Raw genomic sequence first — 14789 nt, forward strand, 5'->3', positions numbered from 1 at the left:
CTGCGGCGGGCCGAAATCTTTCGGCTCGTGTGTCGTGGAAACAAACCCGCGCCGGCATTGACCGGCGTTTGTCGGCGTCCCTAGATTTGCAGCCAATCAGCCCGCCCGTTGCGTGGGCAGTGCTCTCCTCAAGATCCAATGCTGTGTCATCCGGAGGCTCTGTGAGCAGTATTTCGCGCCGAAAGTTTCTTGGCGCCGGTCTCGGCGCCAGCGCCGCGCTGGGCTTGGCCGGCTGTGGCCGTGGTTATGCCAGTGGTGTGGTGACGCCGCGTGAGGACACGGTCAACATCCTCAGCAAGGACACCCAACTCGTCCGCAACTTCAACGTGTTCTCCCCGTCCAATCACGCTGGACCGTCCAACGGGCTGATCTTCGAACAGATCGTCCGGCTGGACACCTTCGACGGCGCCAGCATCAAACCGTGGCTGGCCTCGTCCTGGGAGTTCGCCGACGGTGGCCGGGAGTTGATCTTCACCGTACGCGACGGGTTGACCTTCTCCGACGGCCGTCCGGTGACCGCCGACGACTTCGCCTACAGCATGCAGTTGCCGCTGAAGTATCCCGAACTGAACTCCTCCGGAGCCGGCTACAGCGGCGTCACCAAGATCAACGACCGGCAGGTGAAGTTGATCTTCGAGGAGCCGTCCTATCAGAACCTGGTCAACTGCACCGAGATCGTCGTCGTTCCCCGTCACCAATGGGAGAAACATGATCCGCGGACCTGGACCGCGCCGGACCCGATCGGAACCGGGCCGTCGCTGTTGGCCGGCTTCTCCAGCCAGCAGTTCCTCTTCAAGAGCAGGAAGAACTACTGGGCAGGGCCGTTGCCGATGCCGTACGTCCGGTTCCCGACCGCCAGTGAGGACTCGGCCAAACTGCTGATGGTCGACGGTCAGCTCGACCTGTCAACGATCGCCTGGCCCGGCGGCACCAAGCACTACGTCGACCGGGATCCGTCCAGCTACTCCTACGCGCCCCGGCCCAGCGGCGGCTCCGAAGGCATCGTTTTCAACCTGACCAAGGCGCCGTGGAACGACGTCCATGTCCGCCGGGCGTTGTCGATGACGATCGACCGGAAAGTGGTCTCCGATGTGCTGGCCGACGGTCAGCAACCGATGACGATCACCAATCTGGACGACGACATCTATCGCGACTGGTTGCTGCCGGAGTATGCCGGCAAGGTGCAGCCGCTGGACGTCGACGGCGCACGTCGCGAGCTGGCGGCGGGCGGTTGGAAGATCAAGAACGGCAGGCTGAGCAAGGACGGTAAGTCCTATCCGGTGAACTTCCGATTCATCACCGATTACCCGGCCTGGCACATCGAGACCGCCGTGGTGGCCGATCAATGGCAGCGCTATCTCGGGCTCGACGTCAACCTGATCGCACAGCCGGGGGCGACCTACAACGGCAAGGTCAATTCCGGCGACTTCGACGTCGCCTACTGGTTCTGCGGCAATGCCAACGGCGTCTACCAGGCCTATTACTCGTTGATCGATCCGAGCCTTGCCGTCCCGATCGGAAAGGTCGCTGTCGGTAACCCCGGGCGTTGGAAGGACCCGGAGACCAAGCGGCTGATGGCCATTATGCGTGGCACCGATGACGAAGCCGTGCTGCACAAGGTCGGGCGACGCATGCAACGAATTGTCGTCGAACAGGTGCCGTTCATCCCGGTGCTGTCCGGTGGCATCTGGAACGCGATCAACAAGACCTACTGGGGCAACTGGCCGATCTCCGACAACGCACCGTTGAAGGTCGCCGACAGCACCGCCGACCTGGTGTTGATGTTGCAGAAGCTGCGGAAGGTGGGACAGGCATGACCGACCAAGCGGTCTCCGCAACCCGAGCCGACGCGGTCCCGGGCGAAGCCGGCGCCGGACGACAGCGGCTCGGCGCCTCCGGGCTGACCTTCCTGCTCCGCCGGATCGGCTTCTATCTGATCGCGGCCTGGTCCGCGGTCACCCTGAACTTCCTGATCCCACGGCTGATGCCCGGTTCGCCCGCCGACGCGGTGATCGCTTCGCTGCAACAGAAGGGTGCCCAGCTGACACCGGCGACGGTGGCCTCGATCCAGAAGATCTTCGGCCAACCGGATGCGAATCTGCTGCAGCAGTACGGCGACTATCTCGTCCAGTTGGCGCACTTCGACCTGGGTGTCTCGACCAGTAGCTACCCGAGCCCGGTCAGCGTTCTGATTGGTCAGGCGCTGCCGTGGACGCTGCTGCTGGTCGGCACCACCACGGTCCTCGCATTCCTGATCGGGACCGGCATCGGCATCATCTGCGGTTGGAAGTCCGGAAGCCGGCTGGACAGCATCCTCAGCCCGCTGTCCACCTTCATGGCCGCGGTGCCGTACTTCTGGGTCGCCTTGTTCGCCCTGTGGCTGTTCGGCTTCAAGCTCGGTTGGTTCCCGCTGGCCGGTGGCTACGATCCGAACACGCCGTTCGGCAGCAGCCTGACCTTCTGGGCCTCCACCCTCAAGTACGGTTTCCTGCCCGCCTTCACCGTCGTCATCTCCGCCTCGGGTGGCTGGCTGCTCGGGATGCGGAACATGACGATCACCACCACCGGCGAGGACTACGTGCTGCTGGCTCGGGCCAAGGGGCTGTCGCCGCGCCGGGTGATCTTCAGCTACGCCGCCCGGAACGCTGTCTTGCCGCAGTTCACCAGCTTTGCGTTGGCCATCGGCAGCATCCTCGGCGGCGCCCTGCTGACCGAGACCGTTTTCACCTATCCGGGCGTCGGCTACCTGATGTATCACGCGGTCTCCAACCGGGATTTCCCTGTGATGCAAGGGATCCTGTTGATGACCACGCTCGCCGTCCTGCTGGCCAACTTCATCGCCGACTCGGTCTACGTGCTGTTGGATCCGCGGACCCGGGAACAGGGGGAGTAGGCCATGGTCAAGATCGAGATCCTGCGCAGTTGGAAGGTCCGGGTCGGGCTGGCGATCATCGCCGTGTTCGTGGTCGCCGCTTTCCTCGGCCCGTGGTTCAACCGGGTCGTGCTCGGTTACGACGCGGCCGCCCTGAACTACTTCGCGATCGGTCTGCCGCCGGGCCCGGGCCATCTCCTCGGGACGACCTCGACCGGGCAGGACGTGCTGGCGCAACTGATCGCCGGCAGCCGCAATTCGTTGCTGGTCGGAGTCCTCGCGGCCCTGGTCAGCACGGCACTGTCGATCCTGTTCGGCGTCACCGCCGGCTTCTTCGGCGGCACCGCCGGGATGATCCTGAACTTCATCACCAATCTGTTCATCGTGATGCCGGTGTTCGCACTCACCCTGGTGGTCGCCGGGTATGTGGAAGGAACCGGCCCGGTCGTGATCGCCCTGGTGATCGGCATCTTCGGCTGGGCCGGTGGTGCCCGATCGCTCCGGGCGCAGACCATGAGTCTGCGTAACCGGGACTTCACGATGGCGATGCGGATGCTCGGCGAGAGCAGGCTGCGGTTGATCTTCGTCGAGGTCTTCCCGCAGCTGTCCGGCTGGGTCTCGGCGATGTTCCTGCACGGGGTGATCGGCGGCGTCCTGGCCGAGGCGGGACTGGCGTTCCTCGGGATCTCCGATCCCGGCACGATCAGCTGGGGCACGATGATCCAGAACGCCCAGCAACAGAACGCGATTCTGAACGGACAGCTGTGGTGGTTCATCCCACCGGGGCTCTGCATCGCAGCGATCGGCACCGCCGTCGGATTGATCAACTTCGGCATCGACGAGATCGCCAATCCCAAACTGCGTAGCGCCCGGCGGACCGTGGTCCGCCGGACCCGACGGGCGGCCGCGACCGCCGGACAGGTGACAGCATGACCGAGGACCGAACAGGGATGTCTGAGGATCGAACAGGTCAGCCGTGGGTACTCGACGTCCAGGACCTGACCGTGCAGTATCTCGGTGATCGGCCGGTGACGGCCTGTGCCGAGATCAACCTCCGGTTGGCCCGCGGCGAGATCCTCGGCGTCGCGGGCGAGTCCGGTTCGGGCAAGTCGACCTTGATCACCGCCCTGACCCGGCTGCAGCGTCCGCCGGCCGCGACCACCGGTGGCCGGATCGTGCTCCATGATCAGGATCAGCAGGTCGACCTGGTCGGTCTGGCCGAGGAGGAGTTGCGGCGCTACCGCTGGAACACCGTCTCGATCGTGCTGCAGAGCGCGATGGATGCGTTGAACCCGGTGCTCCGGCTGGGTGCCCAGTTCGCCGACGTGATCCGGGCTCACGAACCGTCGCTGCGTACCGAGGCGGTCCTCGACCGGACCACCGAACTGCTGGCCATGGTCGGAATCCCGGCCAACCGGATCCGCAGCTACCCGCATGAGTTGTCGGGTGGGATGCGGCAACGGGCGATGATCGCGCTCGCCCTGGCCTGCCGTCCGAAGCTGGTGGTGATGGACGAGCCGACCACCGCGGTGGACGTGGTGATGCAACGTCAGATCGTCCGGCAGATCCTGCGGCTGCGACGCAAGCTCGGCTTTGCGGTCGTCTTCGTCACCCACGACCTGTCGCTGCTGCTCGAGCTCGCCGATCGAATCGCGATCATGTATGCCGGTCGGATCGTCGAGATCGGCAGCGCCGAGCAGATCTACCACCGGCCGCGGCATCCCTACACCCGTGGCCTGCGGGACTCCTTCCCACCGTTGCACGCTCCGTTGACCACGTTGACCGGGATCCCCGGAACCCCGCCCAACCTGAGTCGACTGCCGAGCGGGTGTGCCTTTGCGCCACGGTGTCCGGAAGCGATCGACGACTGTCGCTCGACCCGCCCGGTGCTGCGGCAGATCGGTGATCAACAGGCCGCCTGCCATCTGTACGACGACGATCGAGCAGCCGCCGACCGCGATCCTGCGGTGGTCGGTTGATCATGCACAGCGTCAGCACGAGAACCGGACCGACGACTCGGAGAGGAGACCGGCGATGACGACTGTTGATCATCGGACGACCGTGCCCGGTGCGCCGGTCCGCAAACCACCGGTGCTGGAGGCAACCAAGGTCACCAAACACTTCCGGGTCCGCAACGGCACCGGACGTAGCAGTGTCGTGCAGGCCGTCGAGGGCGTCGACCTGGCGTTGCTGCCGGGACGGATCGTCGCGCTGGTGGGCGAGAGCGGCAGCGGCAAGACCACCCTGGCCCGGCTGCTCGCCCGCTTCTACCCGGTGACCGACGGCAACATCCGACTGCGCGGGCTGTCGGTCTCCGGCCGACCCGACAGGGAGTACTTCCGATCGGTGCAGTTGATCTTCCAGGACCCCTTCGGTTCCCTGCATCCGTCACACAAGATCGCCTACAACCTGGAACGCCCGCTCCGGATCCACGGCCATGCCAAGGGCCGGGCGGATGCGCGCCGCCAGGCCGTCGAGTTGCTCGAACGGGTCGGGCTGACACCCGCGGAGGACTATCTGGACAAGCTGCCGTACGAACTTTCCGGCGGGCAACGGCAACGGGTGGTGATCGCCCGCGCGCTGGCGGTGCGGCCGGCGGTGCTGCTCGGCGACGAGCCGATCTCGATGCTGGATGTGTCGATCCGGCTGGACATGCTCAACCTGCTGGCCAAGCTGCGCGACGAAGAGGGCCTCGCGTTGCTCTACATCACCCACGACATCGCCTCGGCCCGCTACCTCAGTGACGACGTCGCGGTGATGTACGCCGGCCAGATGATCGAATCGGGTCCGAAGGACGCCCTGATCCAGCGGCCGATGCATCCCTACACCCGGTTGCTCGTCGACGCATCTCCCGACCCGGGCCGGACCGACCGCAGCCTGCAGTCCGACGCCGACCTCGACGACCTCGATGACGACGACGTGCCGGACGAGCCGCCGAGCCTGGTGGACCCGCCGTCGGGCTGTCGGTTCCACCCGCGCTGTCCGTTCGCGATGGACGAATGCCGTCAGTCACTGCCCGAACAGACTCAGCTCGGCGACGGCCACTGGGTCCGCTGCTGGCTGCATCAGAAGGGTCGTGCCGAGGAGATCTTCGCGGACTGACGCCGGGCCCGGCGAGGATGCCGGTGTGGCCGAGGCCTCGGCGAACAGCTCGGTCACCCGATCCGGTAGGCCTTCACCTCCCGCGGCTGCATGATCTTGTCGACCACGCCGTAACTGATCGCGTCCTCGGGAGTCAGCACCAGATCGCGGTCGGTGTCGTTCTTGATCGTTTCCACCGACTTGCCGGTGTGGGTGCTGAGGATCTCGTTCATCTGGCGCCGCAGCCGGCCCACCTCACGCGCCTGGATCGCCAGATCCGGAATGGTTCCCTCGGCCCCACCGGACGGCTGGTGCAGCAGCACCCGGGAGTGCGGCAGCACCGCACGCTTGCCGGCGGCACCGGCCGCCAACAGCACCGCCGCCGACGAGGCGGCCTGACCGATGCAGACGGTGGAGACGTCGGCGCTGATGTACTGCATCGTGTCGTAGATGCCCATCAGTGCGGTCAGCGAGCCGCCGGGGGAATTGATGTAGACGCCGATCTCCGCCTCGGAGTCCTCGGAGTCCAGGTAGAGCAACTGGGCGATGATCACGTTGGCAACGCCGTCGTCGATCTGGGTGCCCAGCAGAATGATCCGGTCGCTGAGCAACCGGGAGTAGATGTCGGAGACCCGCTCGCCACGCATGGTCCGCTCGACCACCGTGGGGATGGTGTACTGGCTCATGATCAATCTCTCTCTTCCGTTGCCCGGTTCAGAGCCGAGCGGACTTGGTGCGGGTGGTCGGGCGGACGTCGGAGACCTCGGTGACGATGGAGTCGATGAAGCCGTACTGCAGGGCCTGCTCGGCGGTGAACCAGCGGTCCCGGCCCGAGTCGGCGTCGATCGTGTCCTTGGTCTGGCCGGTGTGTTCGCTGATCAGGGTGTTGATCAGGTTGTTGGTGTAGTCGAGGTTCTCGGCCTGGATCTCGATGTCGGCCGCGGTGCCACCGATGCCGGCAGACCCCTGATGCATCAGCACCCGGGCATGCGGCAGGCAGAAGCGCTTGCCCTTGGTCCCGGCCGACAGCAGGAACTGACCCATGCTGGCGGCCAGTCCCATCCCCAGCGTGCTGACGTCGTTGGGGATCAGCTTCATCACGTCGTAGATCGCCAATCCGGCGCTGACCGAACCGCCGGGGGAGTTGATGTAGAGGCTGATGTCGGCGCGGGAATCCTCGGCCGACAGCAGCAGCAGTTGAGCACACAGCCGGTTGGCAATGGCGTCGTCGACCGGTTGGCCCAGCACGACGATCCGCTGTTCCAGCAGACGGGTGCCGAGTTGATCATCGATTCCGGCCTTGAACTGCGGTTCGCCTTCGCGGCGCGGTGCCAATGTGCTGATCATGAAAACTCCTCAGATGTCGTGTTCATGATCAACTCTGCGTCCGAGTGATGGTTCGGCTCGACCACATCTGCTGTCCGCAGATCTGCCCAGGGCGAAGAGGCTGCTTGGTTGTCGGTCAGTCGCCGGCGAAGGCAGCGGCGTTCAGATAGTCGGCAGCCCAGGTCACACTCGCATCCCACAGTTGCTGCCCGAGTTCGGCTGTGGCGTGGCGCGGGTCGCCGATGACTCCGCTGTCGCTACCGATTGTGAGCTGATGGCTGGCGATCCGATCAGTAGACAGCCACCAGCTCACCATTGGTGGCTGGAGCCGCTGTGCCTGGCGAGGTCATCGGTCCGGATCCCAGCCGCGGCGGTCGGCGAGCCAGCGGGCGGCGACTTTTCCGTTCCAGCGTTGATGATCGCGCAGATACGGCGAGTTGTCCGGGCCGGGCTTGGCGGCGGAGATGACGTAGTAGAGCATCAGATCGGCCAGCAGGCTGTCCACTCCGTCCGCATCGGCCGGCGTGAGCAACGGACTGGCCGCCAACAGGGCGTCGGCATCGAGTCCGTCACCGCGGATCGACAACAGCAGGGTGACCAGATCGATGAACGATCGGCCGAGCACCGGGAAGCTCCAGTCGCAGACCCAGCCGGAGCCGTCGGATCCGATCAGCATGTTGTCGTCGCGCAGATCGGCGTGCACCAGCGACTCGCCGGAACACAGTTCGCCGAACGACCCGACCAGCTCGCGCAGCTCGCTGCGGTGATCGCCGAACAGTCGATCGATCGCCTCCTCCTTGTCCGGGCTGAGGCCGCCGAGCTCGTCGGTGATCGACAGCCACGGATAGTCCGCCGGTGCCGGGGTGAGGAGATCGGCGTTGTGCTCGACGGTCTCGATCGCGATCCGAGCCTCATCCGGGTCCCACGGGCGGCGCGGCGGATGGCCGTCGATGTCGTCGAAGATCAACAGCACCCAGTCCTGTTCGGCGATCCGGGCCTCGTCGGAGCATCGCAGCCTGGGTGCGGCCAGCCCGGCAGGCAGCCTGCGACGCTTCTCGCCCTCGTTGCGGTAGGACGGCAACAGGTAGTCATGACCCCAGCCCATGATCTTGACGAAGGCCGGGCTGCCGTCGGCGAGGGTGAGCCGGGAGGCAAACCCGGGGGTGTAGCCGCTGCGCTGCGAGCGCCCCTCGATCACGGCCGAGCCGAGTTGATCTTGGACCCAGGACCGGACCGCCGTCGGTAACTCGCCCCAGCTGGGCCGTTGTGCCGTGCCCGCGGTGGGGGTGGTGAGCGGCATCACGGGCGACGGATCCGGCACGGTCACTCCTCGACTTGGGACTTCTCAGCGGTGCGACCACGATGATGGCGGGTCGGGAGTCTGCCGAGCCAGTGAATTTGCTCACGATTCACCCGTGCGGAGGTAGATGTCACACTCCGTACCGGCCGGATGTCGCGGTCGACCGGGCTACTCTGAGCGACGTGAGAACGATTCGCTCGGGTCACCCACTCCGGCCGCCACGGCTGCATGTGGCGACCGAGGAGATCGCCGATCCGGGACCGCTGCCCGCTCAGATGCCCGACCCGGGCGCGCTGGCCTGGGTCCGTCGCGGCGAGGGAATGATCGGCTACGGCGAGACCGCGCGACACAAGGCGACCTCGATCACCGACGCCGAGAACTGGTGGCGGGAGATCACCGACCAGGTCGTCGTCGACCGTGAGCTGCCTGGCGGCGATCTGCCGGGCGCCGGATTCGTCGCCTTCGGCAGCTTCTGCTTCGACCCCGACAACTCCTCGTCCGGATCGGTGCTGATCGTGCCGCGGGTTGTGATCGGACGCCGCGCCGGCCGGGCTTGGCGGACCACGATCACCTCCGCCGACGTCACGATCCCCGACGCCCTGGAAAACCCGACGCAGCTGTCGATCCCGGCCCCGGGGGCGGTCAGTTTTGCCGACGGCAAGCTCAGCGGACCGGAGTGGGAGGGTGTGGTCGCCGACGCGGTGACCATGATCAACTCCGGTGACCTGGACAAGGTCGTGCTGGCCCGGGAGCTGATCGCGATCGCCGACAACCCGATCGACGCGCGCCGGCTGGTGGCACGGTTGGCCGCCGAATATCCGGCCTGTTGGACCTATCACATCGACGGTCTGGTCGGTGCCACGCCGGAGATGCTGATCCGCCGCGAAGCGGGTCTGGCGACCTCCCGGGTGCTGGCCGGCACCATCCGCCGCTCCAACGACTCCGACCAGGACCTGGCGCTCGCAGCGGCGCTCTCCCAATCCAGCAAGGACCTGCAGGAACACGAGTACGCGGTCGCCTCGGTGGCCCGAGCGTTGGCGCCGTACTGCTCGGGGATGAACGTGCCGGATGCGCCGTACGTGCTCGAACTGCCCAACGTGCTGCATCTGGCCACCGACGTCACCGCGGTCGCGGCCCCGGACGCGACTTCGTTGCGGATGGCGGCGGCACTGCATCCGTCCGCGGCAGTCTGCGGCACCCCCACCGATCGGGCGCGGCAGACGATCGCCGAGCTCGAGCAGCTCGACCGGGACCGCTATGCCGGACCGGTCGGCTGGATCGACGCCGACGGCGACGGCGAATGGGCGATCGCGCTGCGCTGCGGCCGGATCAACGCCGATGACCCGCATCAGATCCGGCTCTACGCCGGCTGCGGCATCGTCGCCGAATCCGATCCCGAGGCCGAACTGGCCGAATCGGTCGCCAAGCTCGTCCCGATGCGCGACGCGCTGGGGACCTGACACCCGGCGTTGCCGAGCGCGTGCGAGGATCGCGCGATGAGAATCGGACTGGTCGGGACCGGACGGATCGGCGCGTTCCACGCCAGCACGTTGGCCGGGCTTGACCAGGTCGACGAGGTCGTGCTGACCGATGCCGTGCCGGGTGCCGCCGAGACCCTCGCCGCCGAGCACGGCTACGGCACTGCTCCCGACGTCGACACCCTGCTCGGGCAGGTCGACGGCGTCGTGATCACGACACCGACGACGACCCACGCGGCACTGCTGCGGCAGACGGTCGCGGCCGGCCTGCCGACCTTCTGCGAGAAGCCGGTGGCGATGACGTTGGACGAGAGCATCGAGTTGGTCGATCTCGTCGAATCGTCCACGGTGCCGGTCCAGATCGGGTTCCAACGACGCTTCGACACCGGCTATCGACGGGCTCGCGACGCCGTCCGTAGCGGTGACCTGGGCTTCGTGCACACGCTGCGTGCCAACACCCACGACCAGGCGCCGCCGCCGGCGGCGTACATCCCGACCAGCGGCGGCCTGTTCCGTGACTGCAGCATCCACGATTTCGACATCATCCGCTTCGTCACCGGCCGGGAGGTGCTGTCGGTCTACGGCGTCGGCGCCAACAAGGGCGACGACTTCTTCACCGAGGGCGGAGACGTCGACACCTGCGCGGCGGTCCTGACGCTGGACGACGACACCGTGGTCACGGTGTCGGCGACCCGCTACAACGGCGCCGGGCACGACGTCCGGCTGGAGGTGATGGGGTCGGCGGGCACCGTCGGCGTCGGCTTCGACGACTCGCTGGCGGTGCGCTCGGCCGAGGACGGCGTCGACTATCCGCGCGGGCCGCAGAAATGGTCGTTCATGGAACGCTTCCAGCCCGCCTATCGCCGCGAGCTGGGCGTTTTCGCCGATCTCGTCGCCGGCCGGGTGTCGAGCCCGTGCACCGTACGGGACGGTCTGCAGGCCTTCCGCATCGCCGAGGCATGTGAGTTGTCGCGCCGTCGACGGGCTCGGGTCGATCTGGCCGAGATTCCCGACGATTCCGGCACGACCGGCGCTGGTGCGCGATCTGCATAGCACGTGGTGGGATTTCGGCCTGCTGATGGGGTTTCCGCCCAGCATCGCGGCCGGGTTGCGTACGGCATGCCTGTTGCGTTTCGCTGCCGGCCGCGACGCAACGCCCGCCACACCCGAAACCCCATCAGCGGGCCGAAATCCCGTTGGGTGGGCGGGTGCAGCGGGGTGCCGGTGCGGCCGTGGGTCAAGGCGGGGTGCAGGGTGGTGCTTGTCGACGGCGCGAGCGGGTGGTCTTGGCTGAGGTTTTACGCAAGGTCTTGGTTGCGAAAATGTCCTTGCTGGCAAGGGGAAATGCTCTTCGGCGCTGCGAATTGACCGATTTGGCAATGGCCGGTTCACTAACACCGGTACCGGCGTGACTAACGCGGCCGTTGCGTCGTAGAGTGACCCGTAGCTAGTGAAGGTTTTCACTAAGTCCCCGGAGAGGCACATGACTGGCAGCGCGGCTCCCGCATCGGGAGTTGGGTCGCAGCGTCGTCACGCGGCGACCGGGTCCGGCGCACCCAGTGGCGGTGCGATCGAGAGCGACGTGATCGTCGTCGGTGCCGGGCCCGGCGGGTCTGCCGCGGCCACCTATCTGGCCCGCAGCGGCCTGAACGTGTCGCTGCTGGAGAAGACCAGCTTCCCGCGGGAGAAGGTCTGTGGCGACGGTCTGACCCCGCGCGGCACCAAGCAGTTGATCAAGCTCGGCATCGACATCTCGACCGAGAACGGCTGGGCGCACCAGCGTGGCCTGCGGTTCTGGGCCGGTGGCCGGCACTGGGATCTGGACTGGCCGGATCTGACCGATTGGCCGGGCTACGGCGTCACCCGGCAGCGCGCCGATTTCGATCAGCTGCTGGCCAACAATGCGGTCGCCGCCGGCGCCAAGCTGTACGAGCTGGCCAACGTGACCGAGCCGATCATCTCGCCCGACACCGACCGGATCACCGGCGTGCTCACCAAGGACGGCCGCCGGTTCACCGCGCCGCTGGTGGTCGCTGCCGACGGCAACTCCACCCGGATCAGCGTCGCGATGGGAATCAACCGACGCGAGAAGCTGCCGATGGGGGTCGCGGTCCGGACCTACTACAAGAGCCCGCTGCACGACAGCCCGTACATCGAGTCCTGGCCCGAGCTCTGGGAGGGCAAGCCGGGGGAGTCCAAGCTGCTCCCGGGGTACGGCTGGATCTTCCCGCTCGGCGACGGCACCTGCAATGTCGGCCTCGGCATCCTGAACACCTCGACCGCCTTCGGCAAGGTCGACTACAAGCAGATGCTCAAGGTGTGGATGGACAACACGCCGCCGGCCTGGGGCTTCACCGACGAGAACCGGGTCGGCCGGGTGCTCGGCGCGGCGCTGCCGATGGCGTTCAACCGGCGCCCGCACTACACCCGCGGACTGCTGCTGGTCGGCGACGCCGGCGGGATGGTCAGCCCGTTCAACGGCGAGGGCATCCCGTACGCGATGGAGTCGGCCGAGATGGCTGCCGAGGCGATCGCCGACGCGCACTTCCGCGGAGTCGGGACCCCTGCGGCGGAGAAGGTGCTGCAGGGATACCCTGCTCGATTGAACGAGGAGTGGGGCGGCTACTACACGCTCGGCCGGGTGTTCACCAAGATCATCGGGCAGCCGGCCCTGATGAAGGTGGCGGTCAAGTACGGGTTGCCGCGCAAGGTGGTCATGCAGTTCACGCTGAAGATGTTGTCGCACCTGACCGATCACCGTGACGGAGACATCTACGACCGGATCGTCAACGGACTGTCCAGGATCGCGCCGGCAACATGAAGATCACGAACGCGACCAGCCGGACACTTGACGGCCCTTCGACAAGCTCGGGGCCCTTCGACCAGCTCAGCGCCCTAGCGGGCAAGGGGAGGAAATAAGCGATGAGCCTCTACACCGGCTTTGTGATCGCGTTGATCATCGCCGCGGGCTTCGTGGCGTTGACGATCACGGCCAGCATGTTGGTCGGACCGAAGCGCTACAACCGGGCCAAGCTGGACAGCTACGAGTGCGGCATCGAGCCGACCCCGCAGCCGGCCGGCGGTGGTCGCTTCCCGGTGAAGTACTACCTGACCGCGATGCTGTTCATCGTCTTCGACATCGAGATCGTCTTCCTCTACCCGTGGGCGGTCTCGTTCGACCAGATGGGCGTCTTCGCGCTGGTCGAGATGGTGTTGTTCATCGTCACGGTGTTCGTCGCCTACTTCTACATCCTGCGACGCGGCGGGCTGGAGTGGGACTGATGAAGTTGATCACGCAGATCGTCGACACGGACAAGAGGGACTGAGGCGTCATGGGACTCGAGGAAAAGCTCCCGAGCGGGATCATGCTCACCACCGTCGAGGCGCTCGCCGGTGCGGTGCGAAGCGCATCGTTCTGGCCGGTGACCTTCGGCCTGGCCTGCTGCTCGTTCGAGATGATGACGATGGGTACGCCGCGGTTCGACTCCGCCCGCTGGGGCCAGGAGGTCTTCCGCAACAGTCCGCGGCAGGCCGACCTGATGATCGTCGCCGGCCGGGTCAGCCAGAAGATGGCGCCGATCGTCCGCCAGGTCTACGACCAGATGGCCGAGCCCAAATTCGTGCTGTCGATGGGTGTCTGCGCCTCCAGCGGCGGCATGTTCAACAACTACGCGATCGTCCAGGGCGTTGATCACATCGTCCCGGTCGACGTCTACGTTCCCGGCTGCCCGCCGCGGCCGGAGATGCTGATCGACGGCATCTTCAAGCTGCGCAAGCTGAAGGTGGAGAAGATGCCGATCGGCAGCAATGCCGAAGCGGCCGAGCAGGACAACGAACGCCTGGCGCTGGCCAAGCCGGCGACGATCGAGCAGAAGGGACTGCTGCGGTGAGTGAGAAGGACCCGAGCGACCGCAACGCCCAGCAGCCCGGCAAGGACGCCGAGCAGACCAAGGAGCAGACCCCGCCGGTGCCGCCGGACGCCGATCGCGATCCGCGGACCGGACCCGATCATCGCGACGACCTGGAGCCGATCGGCCCGGGAAGCGCCGAGCGTCCCGAGGTCCTCAAGCGGTCGCAGGGGATGTTCGGCCAGACCGGTACCCCGGACACCTCCGGCTACGGCGGGCTGCGGCAGATCACCGAGTTCCCCGGCCCGAGCCAGCGGCCGTACGGCGGTTGGTACGACGCCGCGATCGACCGGATCGCCGAGCTGATGCCCAACGTCGGATCGGTGATCACCAAGATCGTCATCGAACGCGGTGACCTCACCGTGCACGTCAGCCGAGATGAACTGTTGGCGCTGGTGAAGGTGCTGCGGGACGATGCCCAGCTGCGGTTCGAGCTGTTCAGCGGCGTGTCCGGCGTGCACTACCCGACCGACGAGGGCAAGGAACTGCACGCGGTCTATCACCTCGCCTCGCTGACCCACAACCGGCGGATCCGGCTCGAGGTCTCGGTGCCCGAGGCCGATCCGCATCTGCCGTCGGTGGTCAGCGTCTACCCGTCGGCCGACTGGCATGAGCGGGAGACCTTCGACATGTTCGGAATGATCTTCGACGGACATCCGCACCTGACCCGGATCCTGATGCCGGACGACTGGCCGGGACACCCGCAGCGCAAGGACTATCCGCTCGGTGGCATTCCGGTCGAGTACAAGGGTGCGAGGATCCCCAGCCCTGACAACCGCAGGAGCTACAACTGATGAGCACGACAGATACCGGCCCTTCGACAA

General features: G+C 66.4%; 14 protein-coding genes. 11 read left to right on the forward strand and 3 right to left on the reverse strand.

Features of this window, described 5'->3' with window-relative positions; translation table 11 throughout:
* Positions 1–161 precede the first annotated feature (161 nt).
* The 5 genes from BLU38_RS17120 to BLU38_RS17140 are packed head-to-tail and all read left to right on the forward strand — an operon-like array spanning position 162 to position 5974.
* Entirely contained in the window at positions 162–1817 is a 1656-nt protein-coding gene (locus BLU38_RS17120; RefSeq protein ID WP_157683527.1) for an ABC transporter substrate-binding protein, read from the forward strand.
* A complete protein-coding gene (locus tag BLU38_RS17125) occupies positions 1814–2893 on the forward strand; it encodes an ABC transporter permease (protein WP_172836172.1) in 1080 nt (359 codons plus the stop codon). Before BLU38_RS17120 ends, BLU38_RS17125 begins: the two co-directional genes overlap by 4 nt.
* 3 nt (positions 2894–2896) lie before the next feature.
* Positions 2897–3805: an ABC transporter permease gene (locus tag BLU38_RS17130; RefSeq protein ID WP_091526729.1), complete on the forward strand. Its 909-nt coding sequence runs from the start codon at positions 2897–2899 to the stop codon at positions 3803–3805.
* A 17-nt stretch (positions 3806–3822) separates the two neighbouring features.
* Positions 3823–4851 (forward strand): ABC transporter ATP-binding protein, encoded by a 1029-nt coding sequence (locus BLU38_RS17135; protein WP_197679750.1) that lies wholly within the window; start codon positions 3823–3825, stop codon positions 4849–4851.
* A 55-nt stretch (positions 4852–4906) separates the two neighbouring features.
* The gene (locus BLU38_RS17140) at positions 4907–5974 is read left to right on the forward strand and encodes an ABC transporter ATP-binding protein (RefSeq protein WP_091532632.1); all 1068 of its coding nucleotides are present in this window, start codon (positions 4907–4909) and stop codon (positions 5972–5974) included.
* Between the two features lie 53 nt (positions 5975–6027).
* Here BLU38_RS17140 and BLU38_RS17145 read toward each other — a convergent pair whose 3' ends face one another.
* The 3 genes from BLU38_RS17145 to BLU38_RS17160 form a co-directional block, all read right to left on the reverse strand.
* Positions 6028–6639, reverse strand: coding sequence for an ATP-dependent Clp protease proteolytic subunit (locus BLU38_RS17145; RefSeq protein WP_091526731.1), 612 nt, complete (start codon positions 6637–6639; stop codon positions 6028–6030).
* Positions 6640–6667: 28 nt separating this feature from the next.
* Positions 6668–7300 carry a ClpP family protease gene (locus BLU38_RS17150; RefSeq protein ID WP_091526732.1) on the reverse strand — a complete coding sequence of 211 codons (633 nt, stop codon included), beginning with the start codon at positions 7298–7300 and terminating at the stop codon, positions 6668–6670.
* A gap of 325 nt (positions 7301–7625) precedes the next feature.
* A complete protein-coding gene (locus tag BLU38_RS17160; protein ID WP_157683528.1) occupies positions 7626–8600 on the reverse strand; it encodes a phosphotransferase family protein in 975 nt (324 codons plus the stop codon).
* A gap of 161 nt (positions 8601–8761) precedes the next feature.
* Here BLU38_RS17160 and BLU38_RS17165 point away from each other — a divergent pair, with 161 nt between their 5' ends.
* From BLU38_RS17165 to BLU38_RS17190, 6 genes are all read left to right on the forward strand, one after another.
* The gene (locus BLU38_RS17165) at positions 8762–10039 is read left to right on the forward strand and encodes an isochorismate synthase (RefSeq protein ID WP_331715044.1); all 1278 of its coding nucleotides are present in this window, start codon (positions 8762–8764) and stop codon (positions 10037–10039) included.
* Positions 10040–10075: 36 nt separating this feature from the next.
* Entirely contained in the window at positions 10076–11110 is a 1035-nt protein-coding gene (locus tag BLU38_RS17170; RefSeq protein ID WP_091526735.1) for a Gfo/Idh/MocA family protein, read from the forward strand.
* Positions 11111–11540: 430 nt separating this feature from the next.
* Positions 11541–12878 carry a geranylgeranyl reductase family protein gene (locus tag BLU38_RS17175; RefSeq protein ID WP_091526736.1) on the forward strand — a complete coding sequence of 446 codons (1338 nt, stop codon included), beginning with the start codon at positions 11541–11543 and terminating at the stop codon, positions 12876–12878.
* A gap of 101 nt (positions 12879–12979) precedes the next feature.
* Entirely contained in the window at positions 12980–13339 is a 360-nt protein-coding gene (locus tag BLU38_RS17180; RefSeq protein ID WP_091526737.1) for an NADH-quinone oxidoreductase subunit A, read from the forward strand.
* A gap of 50 nt (positions 13340–13389) precedes the next feature.
* Positions 13390–13947 carry a NuoB/complex I 20 kDa subunit family protein gene (locus tag BLU38_RS17185; RefSeq protein ID WP_091526738.1) on the forward strand — a complete coding sequence of 186 codons (558 nt, stop codon included), beginning with the start codon at positions 13390–13392 and terminating at the stop codon, positions 13945–13947.
* On the forward strand, positions 13944–14759 hold the full coding sequence (locus tag BLU38_RS17190) for an NADH-quinone oxidoreductase subunit C (RefSeq protein WP_172836173.1): 816 nt from the start codon (positions 13944–13946) through the stop codon (positions 14757–14759). The genes BLU38_RS17185 and BLU38_RS17190 overlap by 4 nt, the downstream gene beginning before the upstream one ends.
* The last annotated feature ends 30 nt before the right edge of the window (positions 14760–14789 follow it).

This window comes from Microlunatus soli, from assembly GCF_900105385.1.
GTDB lineage: Bacteria > Actinomycetota > Actinomycetes > Propionibacteriales > Propionibacteriaceae > Microlunatus > Microlunatus soli.